Origin of the sequence: Solitalea longa (assembly GCF_002920915.1) — a bacterium.
In the GTDB taxonomy this organism is placed as follows: domain Bacteria; phylum Bacteroidota; class Bacteroidia; order Sphingobacteriales; family Sphingobacteriaceae; genus Solitalea; species Solitalea longa.
This window is the reverse complement of record NZ_PQVF01000011.1, coordinates 80,054-97,706: the sequence shown is the minus strand read 5'-3', so window position 1 is coordinate 97,706 and position 17,653 is coordinate 80,054. Positions and strand designations below refer to the sequence as shown.

Below are 17,653 nucleotides of genomic sequence, written 5' to 3'. Positions count from 1 at the left end.
TTACAGGGCTATTAAGCCCTTTCTCATAAAAACAAAATGCATTTACCTCACCTTTGCGTGGGGTAATTGTGTTTTATATCAGATTAGAGGTTTGTAAACAGTGTAAAAACAGTGATCGATTTAAAGCAACTTAAAGGCGAAGCGCAAAAGCGGAGGAAGGAAAACAAGAAGTACTTTGAGCGGTTAAAGAATAAAAAATCGCGCGAGGTGGATCTTGCTTTTGCGGAGCAACACGAGATCGTTTTTGCTAAAACCGACTGTTTAACCTGTGCTAATTGTTGCAGGGGAACCGGCCCTCTTTTTACCCAAAGAGACATTGAGCGTTTAGCCTCAAGGTTAAAGTTGAAGCCCGGAGATTTTGTAGAAAAATACCTGAGAATTGATGAAGAAAATGATTATGTTCTTCAATCAGTTCCTTGTCCATTTTTAGGCAGTGATAACTATTGCTCAGTTTATGAGGATCGTCCCAAGGCTTGTCGTGAATACCCGCACACAGATCATTCGCCCATGCTTCAAATTTTAGATATCACCCTAAAAAATACAGCTATTTGCCCTGCAGTTTATGAGATTGTAGAGCGAATGAAAAAGTATTTTCCGGCTTGATAGAATGGCAAAATTGTTAAACTGTTAAATTGTTGTTTCAAAAATACCTATGACCATTTAATCATTTAACCATACCCTTATTCTACTTTAATTATTAATATCCTGTCATCGTCGGCTCCGGGAGATCCACGGCCGTCTTTATTACTAACCGCAAGCCATAAATCGCCGTTCGGCATTTCCATAACATCCCTTAATCTTCCATATTCATTTTCAAAAATTTTTAAAATATGTAGCACTTTTCGATTGTTATTAGGGTCGAGCATTACCCTGTACAATGATTGGCCTCTTAAGCCGGTGAATAAAATCGAGCCCTTCCATTTACCTTTAGTCACAAAAGTTAAACCTCCGGGAGCCCAGGTATAATCGTTTCCGCTCATAATTAAAGGTGAAATCATTCCTGAAGCGGTTTGATCGCCATAGATAGTGGGCCAGCCATAGTTTTTCCCGCGTTCTATAAGGTTGAGCTCATCCCTGCAACAAGCCGGACTACCCGAAGGCCCGTGTTCTGTTGCATACAATTGCTGAGTTTCGGGTTGCCACGCCAAACCCTGTGGATTTCTATGACCATATGAATACACATAAGAGTTTGGATTGGGGTTATCAGCGGGGATGCTACCATCTGTATTTAAACGAAGTATTTTTCCATTTAATGAAGTTAGATTCTGTGCATAGGCGGTATTGCCGGCATCCCCAACACTCCAATAAATTTTTTTATCCGGCCCTATTTTTACAGCCCCACCATCATGAACAGTATTTCCAGGTATATTATCGATCAGCACTTTGTCAACCGCTCCTTTACCTGAAGCATTTTCTTTAAGTCTTACTAAATTTATAACAAGATTGCCGCCCTTAACATACGTATAGGCTACATAAACATATTTATTGGAATTGAAATCCGGATCAGCACAGATGCCCAATAAACCTGATTCTCCCTGCTCCGAAACATTGGCAGTCAGGTCTAACCATGGTGCCGCTGTTAATGCTCCATTTTTTACTTCTCGTATTCTGCCTTGACGTTCGGTGATCAGTACTCTTCCGTCTGACAATTGTGCCATTTCCCATGGTGTATCAAGGCCTTTTACAAGCGTTGTAACTTTTAATGTTACTGTGGTGTCGGTTTCCGTGGGAGTAGCTGTTTCGGTCGATCCTTTTTTACACGAACCCATATTTACTATTGCAATCAAGATGAAGAAGAGATTTTTCATGTCAATACTATTTAAATGGTTTCCAGAAACATTTGCCAGATAAGCTACAAAAAATAGGCTAAACGAGAAACGCCCGTTTTTTAATGAACGGGCGCTTCTAAAAGGTATACCAAGGAAATAATTCTACAGAGGTTCAAGAAAAAGTGAGGCAGCACCGAACAATGCGGCTTCTTCCGAAAGTTGTGCCTTTACTATTTTAGTTTCGGGAGCTTCTTTTTTTAGTTCAGTTTGTAATTTACCAATAAACAACTCCCAGGCATTGGCCACATTGCCTCCAATAACAACATATTCCGGTTGTTTGTCCTTTATAATTGGTAATATGAATTCACATAAACTTTCTCCAAATTCTTCAAATACCATTTGAGCAGTTCCATCTGTTGGAACCAGTTCAGTTAAATGCTTTACGTCGGCTACCTCACGTCCTGCTAATTCTTCGTATCTCTTAACAAACCAGCGCGTCGAAATAAAATCTTCGGCCATTTTATCCCTGAATGCACTGCACCATAAATTAGCATCTTCAGCTTTATTGTTAAAATAATAAGCCGAACCAAGGCCTGTGCCCAGAGTAAATCCTATTGCCTTTTTACTTCCGGCAGCCGCTCCGCTAAAAGCTTCACCTTTTAAAAAACAAGCCGCATCATTTAAAAATTTAAGTTGATTTAAAGAAAGCTGTAACGATTTAGCAAGAAGTTCTTTAATATTTAAACCAAACAGTAAATCATATTTATTTTGATCTTTAATGTAGCAGATACCTAAATCATAATCAAACGGGCCAGGCATAGCAATGCCAACTCCAGCAATTTGGTCTTTTCCAATTTGTTCGATAGAGTTGTTAATGCACTCACTCCAAACTGCTATAATATTGTCTGGGGTTCCGTTGGCGTTTACACGCATACGGTGATGGCTGTTGTTTAAAATGCTCCCATTTTCGAGATTGATAACAGCAGAGGTTATGTGAGAGCCGCCAATATCTACACCAATAGCAAACTTTTTATTCATGATTTCAATAAATTGGGTGGAAGATAGCCAATTCTAAAACCCTATCAAAGGTCAACAGCGCATTTGTTGGTATTGCTAACATATGCAGCTTCTATTATTTTAATGCCTGTTAATGCATCTGAAGGGTCAATTGGTATAGGTCCGTCATTTCGCAAATGGTTATAAACCAAATCGAAAAACTGCTTGTAATTAGAGGGTGGTGTTGGTACTGAATTTCTTTTAGTTTCTCCGTTCTTATCTACATTCAAAATTCCCCATTCTGTTTCAGGTTCAATTCCATAACCTTCGTCATCAGGGAGTATTCCTGCTTTCAGTTGGTCTTCCTGCAGGTTCATTCGTTTTTTTACAAACGAACCATTTGTGCCGTTTAAAATGTAACCCGGTAATTCTTCTTTTGCCAGCAATGTGCTTTTGAGCTTGAGTCGGAGCTGAGGGTAGTAGAGAATTACTTCGAAATAATCATCTACCAATGAACCATCACGTGTCTTCAAGATATCGGCATAAACCTTTTGCGGTGTTCCAAATAACACTATCGCCTGATCGATTATATGAGTGCCAATTTCATATAAAAGTCCCGTAGCAGATGCTGCCTCTTCTTTGTGTTTCTTTGGATTCAAACTTGATCGGTAGCGTTCAAATTTAAACTCTACTTCAATTAATCGCCCTAATTGTCCCGAGTCAATAACTTCTTTTACAATCTTAAAATCACCATCCCAACGACGATTATGGAAAGCCGTAAGCATTTTTTGCTGTTGATTGGCCAATGTTATCAACTCTTTTGTTTCTTCTGAACTAGCAGCAAATGGTTTGTCAATAATTACATGTTTGCCGGCTAATAAAGCCTGTTTTGCAATTGAGTAATGGGTTTGATTTGGGGTGTTAACAATTACCAATTCTATTGAATCATCACTGAGCAATTCTTCAATGCTTTTATAAATAGTAAGATGAGGATATTTTTCTTTTGAATCCTGATGATGACGCTCCACAACAGCTGTCCATTTAAAATTTGGATCATTGCTGATGAGGGGTCCATGAAAAACTTTTGTTGAATATCCGTATGAACAGATACCCGTATTTATAGGTTGAAACATAAGCTGAAATTAGGGACTAAACAGATTAAATACAAAGTAAAATACTTTAGGTAGATTATTTGACCCACATCCTGAGGAATAATATCTATCAACTGGGGAAATCTACTAATAATGGCTTATAATTATTTGATAATTAGTTTTTTAACTGAATAAAAAAAATAAAACTGATTATAAAGTTATTTGAATGAGAACAACGTTTGAATAAATTAATATTTAAAAAATATTCGTGCTGATTTATAAAATTAATATATGGTTTTTATCATTAAGGGTATTAAAAAGGATTCAATAAACTGGTGGAATTATTGCAATTAAAAGGCCGACAATGACCAAAATTTATCAAAAACAAAAAAAAGGAGGAACTATGTTAAATCGGCGTTAAAACCAAACCCACCAACTACTACAAACTAACAATTTTTGCTCTCCACCTATTTTATGTCTCTCTACAATTAATTGGTTGTTAAACCCATCCATTATTAAAAAACTAACAGTTATTGTAAAATGACGAATACAACAATTCACGCAATACGTGCGACCAAAACGATCATTAAAAGCGCGCTCTTCTTAGGAACTATAACATTAATAACAGCTTCTTGCGATAAAACAGAAGAAGTAATTGAACCACAAAAGGCTATTGCGGTTGAAGCGTTAGCAAGCAAAGGTACTGAAACGTTAATGTCACTAAGCGCAACTGTAAAAGCTGTTCCTACCTCTTATAATTACACTGTTAGCAATGCAGCTGGTTTTGTGGCTGCATTGGCAAAAGTAAAAGCAGGCGAGGCTATTTTCCTATCAGCCAATGGTGTTTTTGATTTTACCAATTATGCTACAATTAAAATCCCGGCAAACGTAACCATTTATAGTTCTCGTAACCGTATTTATTCGGGTACAAGTAGAAGTGCTGGCGCTAAAATTATTACCAATAACAAAAATATCCATCCATTGTTCAAAATTATGGGTCCGAATGTGCGCATATCAGGTATCCGCATTTTAGGGCCTGATACGGCTGCAAATATTGCTTTAATGAAACAGCTTATTCCTGCAGGTACGCAATGGAAATATGCTTATTCAAGAGCAATCGAATCATCATATGATTACTTAGAAGTGGATAACTGTGAAATCGCGGGTTGGTCTCATGCTGGTATTTACCTTACGGGCGGTAAAAATGCGGCCATTCATGACAATAACTTCCACCATATTCAACGATACGGAACAGGCTATGGCGTTTGTTTGAATGGAGGAACCGCATTGGTTACCAGAAACACTTTCGACTGGATGCGCCATGCTATCGCAGGAACAGGTATTGTAGGAGAGGAGTATGAATCAAGCTACAATACACTTGGCAATCATTTCATTGCTGAACCTTTTGATATGCATGGAGGGAAAGACAGAAAGGACGGAACTAATATTGCCGGTAGTTATGTTTACATTCACCACAATACATCTTACTTTACCGGTTTTAGAACCGTTTTAATTAATGGTGTACCGGTTAATGGCGTAAAAGTTACCAACAATAGTTTTATTCAAAAAACTGAATTTGAAGCTATCCGTTTAGATGCGGCAACTACCAACAAAACCGTTACAGGTAATGTTTATTCAATTCCTGTAAAATCACTTGTTGTGGCGTTAATTAGTTATTAGTGAGTCTGAAATTTATGATATGAAGGGTACCATTAAGAAATGGTGCCCTTTTTTATTTACTTATAAAAACAGATTATCAGTACTTTTGAGCATGCAAAATTCTCATTATCCCATTCCAGTTACCGTTTTAACCGGTTTTTTAGGTGCAGGTAAAACTTCGGTGCTTAACCAACTGATTAAGCAAAATAGAGATAAACGTTTGGTGGTTCTGGAAAATGAATTTGGAGACATAAGCATAGATAGTGAGTTGGTTTTTAAAGGTGATAATGAGCTTTTTGAAATTTCGAGCGGATGTATTTGCTGTTCAATGAATGGTGAGTTCAATGAAACGCTGGCCAAACTGGTACAGGAGTTTCCCGTTTTTGATCATTTGGTTGTTGAAAGTACAGGTATTGCTGATCCTTCCGCAATTGCCGCCGCCTTTGTAGGCGATCATATTATACAGGCTCACTTTAAACTCAATGCAGTTATTTGTTTAGTAGATGCACAAAATTTACAAGAACAATTAACAGAAAGGGAGGAAGTGACGAAACAAATCGCCTTTTCTGACGTAGTGGTAGTCAATAAGGTTGATTTGGTTGATGCTCAACAATTAACTTTGGTTGAGAAGGCAATTAAAAATATCAATCCTTATGTACAGTTAATAACTGCTAAATATGGTGAACAAAATACGGTTGACCTATTGAATTTAGATGCTTATGAAGCACGAAAGGTAGAACAGGGCTTCCGATTTTTACCTATAAACTTGCAAACGAGTCACGAGGATGTTGTTTCGCATGCCTTTGTTTTTGACCAGCCTTTAGATTTATTAAAGTTCAGGCATTGGCTCAATGTGCTTTTGGTTATTCAGGGTGAAAGTTTTTACCGGGTAAAAGGTGTTATGAATTTTGCCGGATTAGACGAACGTCATATTGTTCAATCAGTAATGAAAAATGCAACTTATACACTCGGAAGTGACTGGGAACAAGGAATGGTACGTACAAGTAAGATCGTATTTATTGGCAAAAAACTCCGACGCGATCTTTTAGAAAAAGGATTGAAAAACTGTTACAGTGATTTTTCTTTTGTATAATAAAAAGCTATTTCAAGTTATTACTTATCCCCACCTTTTTTCTGATAAAGGCTTTGTCTTTTATTTCATTTAACATGAAATCAGCAAGGTCCCCACTGAATATAGACATTCCTCCTGGATGGTAATCTGTTTTTACCTGGTAGGTACCTGTTTTGTCTCCGGGGATAATATCCGGAGGGCACACAAAGGTGAAATCGAGTTTACTGTGCTCTAAAGCCTCGTAAACTTTATAATGACTTTCGGATATAGGCAAAAATTGAGAAGGGAAATTGTAGGTTTTGGAGATAATGGTATCAGCTGTGGCCTGTAAAACACCCATGCCGCCAACGGCAATTATCCGTTTAATTTCTAAATTGTTCATCGCTTTTAAAATATTGCTGTAACCGATTAGCTGATGTTCAGGGTTCACAAAGCCAAGAGCCGATAATACTGCATCATGACCCTCAATTGCTTCATGTACTTTTTCGTAATCAAGTACATCTCCCATGATAATTTCGAGCAGTTGATGCTGTACATGTACTCCGTACGGATTACGTGCAAAAGCGGTAACATGAATATTTCTACTTAAAGCTGACTTTAATATTTGAGATCCAGTTCGGCCGGAAGCGCCAAAAACAATTATTTTCATGTTAGAGCGAAGAGTTAGTTTGTTTTTATAAGTTTATGGCATCAGTTATTCAATTCGGTAAATAAAATTATCTAAATATACAAATAATGAATAGATGAATTGAAAAACAACGGGTTTTCATCCATGAATTGTAATTATTTTAAATAGTTTTCGTCATTTGGTTCCCATAATTCAATTTTATTTCCTTCGGGGTCCATTATCCAGCCAAATTTTCCAAATTCAAACTCTTCTACCTCTCCAACTACCGTCACTCCTTCATCTTTTAAGGCTTTTAGAAGTTCTTTCAGGTTTTCAACCCGATAATTGAACATAAAAGGTTTTGTGCTTGGGAAGAAGTATTTCGAATCAGCTTTAAACGTACTCCAAGCTGTATAACCAATTTGGTTAGGGTCGTCTTTTTCTCTCCACTCAAATGTAGCACCGTACTCACCTGAATCAATTCCAAGGTGCTTTGCATACCATTCTTTTTGCTTTTCAGGATCTTCGCATTTAAAGAAGATCCCGCCAATACCGGTTACTCTTTTCATTTAATAAGATGATGTTTTTTAAGGTCATTGGTTATCATGTTTATTACAGCATCGGTGGCTTTTCGACCTATTAAAAGACCATAACCAATATTTAACAAAAATTTATCGATCCCTTTCAGGTCGGCTAACCTAAATGTAAGTTCTTTTATTCGTTCTCTGAAAAGTTTTCGCCAACTTTCAACCTTTGATGCTTCAATTTGAGGCCATATTAAAGCCGTTTCTTCCATATTTGGGTTTCCTTTATTGGTATCTGGGATAATTGCCAAGCTTCCTCTTTTTGACAAAAAACGATTTTTAGCTTCAGCGGAATAATTCTCTGTAAAAATAGGGTTGGTCGTGTCGGCTGGGATAGTAAGCCATTCCTGTAGGAAGTACTGGCAATTTCTCCGACCAAGAAAATAATCGTGAACCCTGAATGATTTATCAAAGAAACCTCCAAATCCTTCAAATGAACCACAAGCAATGGCCATGCTTCCGGAAATATCATCAGTGCCGTTTTCTCGTTCCGGAACAATTAAAAAACGACTTATGTTTTTAGGGTTCATTGCTTTTTCAATATCCTGCGGTTTAAATAATAATTGCCCCCGCATGGTTTTAAAGGTTTGTTTAATGACATTCATAATTCCAATGCTGGTATCAAATTCAACGTCCGGGTCCTCACACGGAAATGGGTCAATCATTAAAATACTGCTTCTACAGGTATCGTAATTATTATTTGCCTCCCTGTCTTCTTTTGTCTTATCGATGATGACATCTCTGATAATTTCAAATGGCTCATTATTAAGCATGCCTCCATCAACATTTAAGGTGGTATATGTATTCTGATTTTGAAGCTTATCAATTATTTCATGTAGAAATGATTTTTGGGCAATGAGGTTATCTGTTACAATTGATTTTGGAACATTGGTGTTATATTTTTTTTCCATCTCATTCAGCAGATTGATAAACCGGTTGTCAAAAACCTGTTGCTTATCTCGTATAATTTCTCTGGCTGAAAGTCCAATAGGAAATGCTCCAGTGGCCATAGCACAACTCTTGGCAATATCCAGGTTAATGTTGTTTAGAAATGAAAGTGGAATGCGACCGTCGTTGTTGTATGTTGTTTTATTTAATACGAAATGGCCAAAGTCGCGATGAGAGGAGGTTTTATACTGATCAAGTTTGCTAACTCCTCCCAAAAAACCTAACGAATAGGGGATGCCTTGCAGATTGGTTAAGGTTACCAGAATATCAGCATCGTCAGATAAATAAGGACGAGAATAAGGAGTATTGGGATTAACAGTTACCGCTTTATCGGCAATGCCCTTTATAAAGTCGGAGTTAAAAAGCGAGATAACCTTATTGTTCTTCTTGATGTCATCGTTTTTAAGCATTAATGGCAGCATATCATCTGCGGCCAGGTTCACCCACGAATCATAAAGTTTGTTGTTGTTTTTAAAGGCTTCGTCATTTCGCTTATCGGGAGTAATATGGCCAATCGGGTTTTGCATGGCAGCTCCGGCAATTATGGAGGTCATTCCCCCTGCGGAAGCTCCACCTATTACTTCGATAACAACTTGATGAGAGGGAATCGATGGATCGCCAGTTTTTTTTGCTTCTTCCCAGCGTTCCAGGGTTTCTATCAGATAATCAATAACTCCGGCTGTATAGGCACCAGCCGAAACTGCACCGGCCATACAAAGGCCCAGGTGAAAAGTTTTTTGATCGCTCATAAGAGGTAGCAGTAATTTAGATGAATGTGTATTTGTTTGATTATAAGTGTGTAATATTAAATATAGGAAACATTTGGGTGAATATATGATTGCAAAAAATAAAACCAATTACGACCAGGTATTAATTCATTAGTACGAATCGTTATTTCAGGACGTGACATTCTTGAAAATAAAAAACGCCTTAAGGTCTAACTTAAGGCGTTTTTTGAGTTGAAATATGTTTTTATTAGAAACGGAATCCAAGTCCTAGAGAGAATACAGTATTTCTCATAGTTGCATCTCCTGAATCTTTGGCGATATTTGCCAGGCCAAATGTATAACGAAGATCAGCAAATAAACCCATAGGGAAATTATACTCAGCTCCAATGTTAGCACCTAAATCCAGGTTGTTGTAATCACTTTTATTATCTATTGACTCACCATCAAATTTTTCTTTAGCACTTACCAAAAATCCAATTTGAGGACCTGCTTGTAAATTTAAACCTGCTACAGCATTGTATTTAAACATTAGGGGAACATTTACATAAAGTGTGTTCAATGAACCACCATCAACTTTAGTTCCTTGTGATGATAACAATACCTCTGGTTGAAACGCAAATTTGCTACCAAATGAAGCTGTAACTAAACCCCCAACATAATAACTGGTTAAGTTTGAAAAGCTTGCTGATACACCATTACCACTAATTGTATTATTTGCAAGGTTACCACCTGCTTTAATACCAAATTTAACTGGCGATTGAGCCATTGATGCGCCTGCCATCATTACTGCGGCAATTAATAAGTAGAATTTTTTCATTGTTAATGTTTTTAATTGAATGGCTCAAACATAGAATAAAATCTTAATTATTATAAATCAAAAATAACTTTAAGTATAAATACTTGTTGATAAGTTATATTTGGCTATTTATTAGCTCAAAAAAAAGAGGCTAGAGGCCCCTTTTTAAATTTTTGCATTTTTATTTCGTAAATAATGGTCGGCCAAAACTAATGCCGCCATTGCCTCAACAATTGGCACCGCCCGGGGAACTACGCATGGGTCATGCCGGCCCTTGCCATGTAATTCTACTTTATTGCCATCTTTGTCAACTGTATCTTGCCCCTTCATTATAGTCGCCACCGGTTTAAAGGCAACTTTAAAGTATATATCCTCTCCGTTGGAAATTCCTCCTTGAATACCTCCGGAATTATTGGTACGGGTAGAAAAATCAGTTTCAAATAGGTCATTGTGTTCAGAACCTAACAATGTTGCTCCTTCAAAACCCGATCCGTATTCAAAGCCATGCACCGCATTAATGCTCAGCATTGCTTTTCCCAAATCGGCATGTAGTTTATCGAAAACGGGCTCACCTAAACCAACCGGAACTTTTTGGGCCACGCAAGTTAGTATTCCACCAACAGTATCACCCGCTTTACGAACACCATCAATATAGGCTATCATTTCTTCGGCTTTTTCAGGATCAGCGCAGCGCAAAATATTGTTTTCTGCCGATGATAGATCCAGTTCGGTATAAGGTTTTTCAACCTTCATTTTACCTACGGCACTTACATAAGCATTGATCGTAATACCTGCAACTTGCTTTAAGAAGAGTTTAGCCACGGCTCCGGCAGCTACTCTGGCAGCTGTTTCACGAGCTGATGATCTTCCTCCGCCGCGATGATCTCTGATGCCATACTTCGCTTGATAGGTATAATCGGCATGGGAGGGGCGAAACGGACCAACGTTATGATCATAGTCTTTTGAGCGTTGATCTTCATTAGGAATCAGGAATGAGATAGGAGTTCCAGTTGACTTTCCTTCAAATATTCCTGATAAAATTTGAGCCGTATCCGATTCCTTTCGTTGTGTGGTGATTTTTGATTGTCCTGGTTTTCTTCGGTCCAGTTCAGCTTGTACAAAATCCAGATCGAGTATTAAACCAGCCGGACAACCATCTATAATTACTCCAATAGCGGTTCCATGTGATTCGCCGAAAGTGGTTATTCTAAATGCTTCTCCAAATGTATTGCCTGCCATTCTATTGATGTAAGAAGTAAGAAATAAGAGCTGAACTATTTTGATCGCCCATTATTATTTTATTAATCGTTTTAATTAGTAGTCTTAAGTTCTGACTGAGTGCATTCAAATCCAACCTTTTCGAGATCTTCCCAAAAATGCGGGTAAGATTTGCCTGTAACCTTAGGGTCTTCAACCTCCATTGAATTAACTTTTAGCACAAGGGGAGCAAAAGCCATGGCCATTCGATGGTCATGGTACGTATTAATAAGGATAGTATCTTGAACTGTTTTATTAATACTACTTCCTGAACAGTCGATGTGATAGTTTAAGCCCTCCTGAGTAATAGTAACGCCATATTTTCCTAACTCATTTTGCAATGCGGCAACACGGTCTGTCTCTTTTATTTTCAAACTTTCTAAACCCGTAAAAGTGCAATTATGATTTAATCCTGCACAAATAACCGCGATGGTTTGAGCTATATCCGGACAATGTTCAAAATCGATAAAATCAGCCGTAACCTTGTCAGAAACCTTTGTTAATCGAATTCCATCTTTCAGAAAATCAGTTTTAACCCCAAAGTTTTCCATGATGTTGGCAATAACGCTATCGCCTTGCAAACTATGACCTTTTAATCCGGTAAGTTTAATATCAGCTACTTTTGATAAAGCCGTTAAGGAATACCAATAGGACGAACCACTCCAATCGGGCTCAATAAACAGATCATTGGACTTATATGCTTGCGGTTTTATGCTAATGTTATTGTCGTTCCAGGTATGTTCAATACCAAGCTCAGCCATCATTGCCAGCGTCATTTCAATATAAGGTCTTGAGGCAACTACTCCATCTAACGTCAAATCCAGCCCATTAGGCAGGGTAGGGGCAATCATTAATAAAGCTGAAATATACTGACTGCTAACACCTCCATCTATCGATATCTTATTCGTCAGGTTTAAATCCTTCCCTTTTATTTTTAATGGAGGAAAGCCTTCATTACCGGCATATTCAATATCGGCACCCAGGTTGCGCAATGCGTCAACTAATAATTTAATTGGGCGCTCGAGCATTCTATGAGTTCCGGTCAATAACCATTCGCCCGGTGTCACTGCTAAAAAAGCAGTTAAAAAACGCATAGCAGTTCCTGCTGGGCCAACATTAATTTCTGTGTTATTAGAGGCGATGTTTGTTTTTAGCAGATGTTCGAGCGTAACAGTGTCGTCAGCAACAGAAAGATTTTTTATTTCAAAAGGTTGCTTGCAAAGGGCTTGCATAATTAGAGCCCGGTTACTTTCGCTCTTTGAACCTGGAAGAATAATTTCTCCCTTAAGTACATCGGTAGTTTTTTTTACAAGTATACTGTTCATATTAAATTGATTGCACTGATTTGAGAAATGATTACACCGAAAGATTCGGTGTAATCGGTATTAATCTGTGAAATCTTTTAATTTATGCTTGTTGTTCCACTTTAGTGTTCATGATCTCGGTTTGACGACGGATAGATTCGCTATGGATCAAGTCTAGTAGACGGTGAGTGAATGACTCACTTAAATTCAACGCTTTTGCAAATGCTGTGCGTTTGCCTATAATTTCCTCCCAACGATTCACCTGTAAAATGGTTACGTCATTATCGCGCTTATATTCTCCAATCTTCTCAACAATCGACATACGCTCAGCCATTTTTTGAATGATTTGATCATCCAATTTATCAATGTTCTGACGCAATTGTTCCAGTTTGCTAACAAACTCAACGTTTTGAGACTCTGGTTTGCGCAACGTAAGGTTATTAACTAATACAGCTAAGTTTTCAGGGGTAACCTGTTGTTTGGCATCAGTCCAAGCGGTAGCAGGGTTAATATGACTTTCGATCATTAATCCTTGCATATCCAAATCCATTGCTTTTTGCGAAATGTAAGGCAACAGCTCACGATTTCCACAAATGTGGCTAGGGTCAACAATAATAGGTAACTCAGGGTGTTGGGTTTTTAGGTTGATAGCCATTTCCCACATTGGCTCATTACGGAACGCCGATTTTTCGAATGAAGAGAAACCACGATGAATGGCTACCACTTTGTTGATACCTGCACGGTGTAAACGCTCAATACCACCGATCCATAATGAAAGATCAGGATTAACTGGGTTTTTGATCATTACCGGAATATCAACGCCTTTTAATGCGTCAGCAATTTCCTGAACAGAGAAAGGATTTACTGTTGTACGAGCTCCAATCCATAAAACATCAACGCCTGCTTCTAATGATTCTTCAACGTGTTTGGCTGTTGCCACTTCACATGTTACCGGAAAACCAGTTTCAGCTTTAACTCTTTGTAACCATTTCAAAGCCTCTGCTCCGTGGCCCTCAAATTCTCCGGGACGAGTACGAGGTTTCCAAACACCGGCACGGAATAGGCGAACTTTTCCTGTTTTTTTCAGTTCATGGGCAGTGGCCATTACCTGATCCTCAGTTTCGGCACTGCACGGACCTGCAATTATTAATGGTTCGTTTCCGGCTGGGAACCAATCGTTTAAGGGAAGGACGTTGAATGATTTCATGTTGTATTGTTTTAAATTTAACCTTTATAATTGTTTGTTTGCTTCTTTATTTAGGGTGATTTTACCGATTTATGGCGATTCACTGGCATTATTTCATGGGATTTTTTACATACTCACCTAGTACTGCCAGGTTTACTACCACTTTTAATAGTTTTCTCATGCAGTGATCATAATCGTTTTCTTTTTCCCACTCCAGATCAACGTAAAAATTGTAATCGTTTGGTTTTCCAATTATTGGCATCGACTGAATTTTAGTAAGATTAATATGGTTTTCAACAAAAAGATTTAAAACCTTAGCCAGAGATCCTATGGTGTTTCCAACCTGGAAACAGATAGAGGCTTTATTGTTATCTTTCGATTCAACACTTTCTTTTGACAAAATCAGGAAACGGGTGAAGTTCTTTTTGTTTGTTTCGATGCGTCTCTCCAGAACTTCTAAATCGTACATTTTAGCTGCAGTTAAATTGGCTATTGCAACAGTATCAGTTAGATTATTTTCGCGGATATTTTTTGCACAAGCGGCAGTATCTGTTTTTTCAAGAACTTGCAAATGCGGAAAGTCTTCAAAAAAATCGTTGCACTGACGGATGGCAATTGGATGCGAGTGAACATATTTTACATCTTCAAATTTAACTCCCGGTAATGCCAGTAAGTGTAATTGAATATGCAGGTAAACTTCGCCAACAATAGGAAAGTTAAATTCCTGCAAGAGGTTGTAATTTGGTAGCAGGCTGCCTGCTATTGAATTTTCAATAGCCATAACAGCATAATCGGCCTTGTTGTGTTTTACGGCTTCACATGTTTGCTTGAACGTAACGCACTCCACAATTTCAATGTCATCACCGAAATATTTGTATGCCGCTTCTTCATGAAAAGATGCTCTTGTTCCTTGTATTGCAACCCTTTTTTTGTTCATAAAATGCTGATAATAAAAAAGGTCCCGTCGCTTTTGCGCCGGGACCTTTTATGTAAGTTTATCTTGTATATCTACATACTAGTCCCGGCTCTTACTAAAAAAGTAAAAGTAACCAAAGAACCAATATGCGTTGTTGTATGTCATTGTTTGTTTTCTGATTTCGTATTTATACAAATGTAAAAGTCTTTTTATATAAAACAAAAAATATTTATTAAAAATTATAAAAAATTTAATCAAACCTAATTTTTATTGTTTATTTAATAAGGTTAGTGTAAAATATTATCGAATTTAATATCTCCTCCTGGCTGCAACTAAAGTTGATTTCTGAACTACCAATTGCATTTAGCAAGGTGAAGTTGATTTTATCGTCTTCATTTTTCTTGTCATTTTTCATGTAAGCTATCAAGTCATCAAAGCTTTCCTCATTAACTTTATAGGATGGATATACAGATAAAATGAATTTGCAGATTTCGTTTAGTTCATTATCACTTAAACCTGCAAACTGGGCGGAAAGCCAGCTTTCGGCGATCATTCCTATGGCTATTGCTTCTCCGTGTAATAAGGGGGCTTTATCATGTTGCAATGAATAACTTTCGATTGCATGACCGATAGTATGACCGAAGTTTAATTTCTTGCGGATATTTTTTTCATGAGGATCGGTGGTAACTACTTCGTTTTTAATTTCAACCGAACGATGAATGATCTTATCATCAATGTTATCGAAATCAATAGTTTTAATTGAATTGAAATAGTCTTTGTCAACAATTAAACCATGCTTTATGATTTCTGCAAAGCCCGAAACAATTTCACGTTTAGGTAAAGTTTGAAGGAAATTTGTATCGATTATAACTGTTTGAGGATTAGTAAATGTTCCTACCATGTTTTTAACCGCATCCACATCAATTCCTGTTTTTCCTCCTACTGAAGCATCAACCTGAGATAACAAGGTGGTTGGAATTTGAAGGAAATCAACACCTCGTTTATAAGTTGCTGCAGCAAAACTCCCCATGTCAGTAACAACACCGCCTCCTAAGTTAATGATCAATGCTTTACGATCTGCTCCGAAGTCCAAAAGCATCTTCCAGATGCCTATACAGATATCAATGTTTTTGTTTTCTTCACCTGGATCAATTTCAATAATATCGTGTGGAATGTCACCTGCAATATGTAGGGCAATTCCCGGATAACAATGCTCTGACGTATTGGTATCAACAAGGAAAAATATTTTGGAGTAATTGCGTTGTTGTAGGAAGTTGATCAATAGTTCTGAGGCATCTCCGAATACTACCTCATACCCCGAACTTTGAATAGCTTGTAAACTCATAAGGCTAAATTACAATTTCTGTATAAAATGCTTAGCGTTTTATAGGCCTGCTTACGAGGTTCAAATTGCATTATTTGTGTCAATGCATTGTAATACAGTGATTTAAAAGATGAACAGTTTTGTTTTACATTTTGTAAAAAATGTATATTTGGGGCATGATAGAGAGCCCCACCATCAATAAACCATCAGCTCTATCATTCGACAATACAGAAATTGCGTTCTCGCATATGTCGGATAGCGAGCTGAAAAAAGCGTATTGGCTATTTAAAGTTATTAATGTAAATTTTTTAGTAAAAGTTGGTCCCCCATTGACCCTTTTTGCTTTAAAATTGAACCTGCCAATCGAAGGAATCATTCGTAAAACAATCTTCAGCCATTTCTGTGGTGGAGAGAGTATTAAGGACTGTGAATCAACCATTAATCTGTTAGCAAAATCAAAAGTAGGTACTATTTTAGATTACTCTGTTGAAGGTGAAAACAATGAAAAGGCCTTTGATGAGACTTGTCATGAAATTATTGCTACGATTAATCGTGCTACCAAAGATCACAAGGTACCTTTTTCGGTATTTAAAGTTACCGGTTTAGGCCGATTAGAACTGCTTGAGAAAATTCAACAACGCGCATCGTTGTCTGCACGCGAAAGTGAAGAATGGTTAAGAGTACGTTCTCGCGTAGATATGATTTGTCATGCTGCTTTTCAGGCAGGAATTCCTGTGATGATTGATGCCGAAGAAACCTGGATTCAGGATCCAATTGATGATGTTACTATTGAGATGATGCAGAAATACAACCGCATCGACCCAATAGTTTATATAACCTACCAGATTTACCGCCATGATCGTTTGGCCTTATTGAAAAAGCATACTCAAGATGCTGAATCTGGCAGCTATTATTTAGGGGCTAAATTAGTACGTGGTGCTTATATGGAAAAAGAGCGTGAACGTGCTGCAGCTATGGGTTACGAATCACCCATTCAACCTAATAAAGAAGCTACCGATCGCGACTACGATGAAGCAGTGAAGTTTTGTATTGAACATTTGCATCGAATAGCTTTTGTCGCAGGTACACATAACGAAACTAGTTGTATAAAGCTGGTTAAGCTTATGCAAGAGCATGATATTGACTCGCATAATCCAAAAGTTTACTTTTCGCAACTGTTGGGTATGAGCGACAATTTAAGTTTTAACCTGGCGCACGAAAAATACAATGTTGTAAAATATGTGCCTTATGGTCCTGTTAAGTCAGTATTGCCTTATCTGTTCCGTCGTGCTCAGGAGAATACCGCTATTGCCGGACAAATGGGAAGGGAATTAGGCCTTATTTTAAAAGAGAAAAAACGAAGAGGAATTTAATAAATGAAACTGGTTGAAAGAGCCTATTCTTTTAACTCATGTT

General features: G+C 37.6%; 16 protein-coding genes. 4 read left to right on the top strand and 12 right to left on the bottom strand.

Features of this window, described 5'->3' with window-relative positions; genetic code table 11:
* Window positions 1-111: 111 nt before the first annotated feature.
* Window positions 112-603: a YkgJ family cysteine cluster protein gene (locus C3K47_RS15385; RefSeq protein ID WP_103790045.1), complete on the top strand. Its 492-nt coding sequence runs from the start codon at window positions 112-114 to the stop codon at window positions 601-603.
* A gap of 77 nt (window positions 604-680) precedes the next feature.
* On the opposite strand, the gene C3K47_RS15380 is transcribed toward C3K47_RS15385, so the two are convergent.
* The 3 genes from C3K47_RS15380 to C3K47_RS15370 all read right to left on the bottom strand — a co-directional run bounded on the left by C3K47_RS15380 (window position 681) and on the right by C3K47_RS15370 (window position 3,898).
* Entirely contained in the window at window positions 681-1,808 is a 1,128-nt protein-coding gene (locus tag C3K47_RS15380) for a PQQ-dependent sugar dehydrogenase (RefSeq protein ID WP_103790044.1), read from the bottom strand.
* A gap of 123 nt (window positions 1,809-1,931) precedes the next feature.
* Window positions 1,932-2,807, bottom strand: coding sequence for an ROK family protein (locus tag C3K47_RS15375; protein WP_103790043.1), 876 nt, complete (start codon window positions 2,805-2,807; stop codon window positions 1,932-1,934).
* A gap of 44 nt (window positions 2,808-2,851) precedes the next feature.
* A complete protein-coding gene (locus C3K47_RS15370; RefSeq protein ID WP_103790042.1) occupies window positions 2,852-3,898 on the bottom strand; it encodes a Gfo/Idh/MocA family oxidoreductase in 1,047 nt (348 codons plus the stop codon).
* Between the two features lie 498 nt (window positions 3,899-4,396).
* Between C3K47_RS15370 and C3K47_RS15365 the strand changes: the two genes are divergently transcribed.
* Window positions 4,397-5,536 carry a right-handed parallel beta-helix repeat-containing protein gene (locus C3K47_RS15365; protein WP_103790041.1) on the top strand — a complete coding sequence of 380 codons (1,140 nt, stop codon included), beginning with the start codon at window positions 4,397-4,399 and terminating at the stop codon, window positions 5,534-5,536.
* Window positions 5,537-5,627: 91 nt separating this feature from the next.
* On the top strand, window positions 5,628-6,608 hold the full coding sequence (locus C3K47_RS15360) for a CobW family GTP-binding protein (protein WP_103790117.1): 981 nt from the start codon (window positions 5,628-5,630) through the stop codon (window positions 6,606-6,608).
* A gap of 7 nt (window positions 6,609-6,615) precedes the next feature.
* On the opposite strand, the gene C3K47_RS15355 is transcribed toward C3K47_RS15360, so the two are convergent.
* From C3K47_RS15355 to aroB, 9 genes are all read right to left on the bottom strand, one after another.
* A complete protein-coding gene (locus C3K47_RS15355) occupies window positions 6,616-7,236 on the bottom strand; it encodes an NAD(P)-dependent oxidoreductase (protein WP_103790040.1) in 621 nt (206 codons plus the stop codon).
* 134 nt (window positions 7,237-7,370) lie between these two features.
* Complete coding sequence (locus tag C3K47_RS15350) at window positions 7,371-7,763, bottom strand: VOC family protein (protein ID WP_103790039.1); 393 nt, start codon at window positions 7,761-7,763, stop codon at window positions 7,371-7,373.
* A complete protein-coding gene (locus tag C3K47_RS15345) occupies window positions 7,760-9,475 on the bottom strand; it encodes a patatin-like phospholipase family protein (protein WP_103790038.1) in 1,716 nt (571 codons plus the stop codon). Before C3K47_RS15345 ends, C3K47_RS15350 begins: the two co-directional genes overlap by 4 nt.
* A 226-nt stretch (window positions 9,476-9,701) precedes the next feature.
* Complete coding sequence (locus C3K47_RS15340) at window positions 9,702-10,271, bottom strand: porin family protein (RefSeq protein WP_103790037.1); 570 nt, start codon at window positions 10,269-10,271, stop codon at window positions 9,702-9,704.
* A 144-nt stretch (window positions 10,272-10,415) separates the two neighbouring features.
* Window positions 10,416-11,489, bottom strand: coding sequence for a chorismate synthase (gene aroC / locus C3K47_RS15335; protein WP_103790036.1), 1,074 nt, complete (start codon window positions 11,487-11,489; stop codon window positions 10,416-10,418).
* Window positions 11,490-11,560: 71 nt separating this feature from the next.
* On the bottom strand, window positions 11,561-12,832 hold the full coding sequence (aroA, locus tag C3K47_RS15330) for a 3-phosphoshikimate 1-carboxyvinyltransferase (RefSeq protein WP_103790035.1): 1,272 nt from the start codon (window positions 12,830-12,832) through the stop codon (window positions 11,561-11,563).
* An 82-nt stretch (window positions 12,833-12,914) separates the two neighbouring features.
* The gene (locus tag C3K47_RS15325; RefSeq protein WP_103790034.1) at window positions 12,915-14,018 is read right to left on the bottom strand and encodes a chorismate mutase; all 1,104 of its coding nucleotides are present in this window, start codon (window positions 14,016-14,018) and stop codon (window positions 12,915-12,917) included.
* A gap of 88 nt (window positions 14,019-14,106) precedes the next feature.
* The gene (locus tag C3K47_RS15320) at window positions 14,107-14,934 is read right to left on the bottom strand and encodes a prephenate dehydratase (protein WP_103790033.1); all 828 of its coding nucleotides are present in this window, start codon (window positions 14,932-14,934) and stop codon (window positions 14,107-14,109) included.
* 253 nt (window positions 14,935-15,187) lie between these two features.
* On the bottom strand, window positions 15,188-16,258 hold the full coding sequence (aroB, locus tag C3K47_RS15315; protein WP_103790032.1) for a 3-dehydroquinate synthase: 1,071 nt from the start codon (window positions 16,256-16,258) through the stop codon (window positions 15,188-15,190).
* 155 nt (window positions 16,259-16,413) lie between these two features.
* On the opposite strand from aroB, the gene C3K47_RS15310 reads away from it, so the two are divergent.
* On the top strand, window positions 16,414-17,610 hold the full coding sequence (locus C3K47_RS15310) for a proline dehydrogenase family protein (RefSeq protein WP_243392565.1): 1,197 nt from the start codon (window positions 16,414-16,416) through the stop codon (window positions 17,608-17,610).
* The last annotated feature ends 43 nt before the right edge of the window (window positions 17,611-17,653 follow it).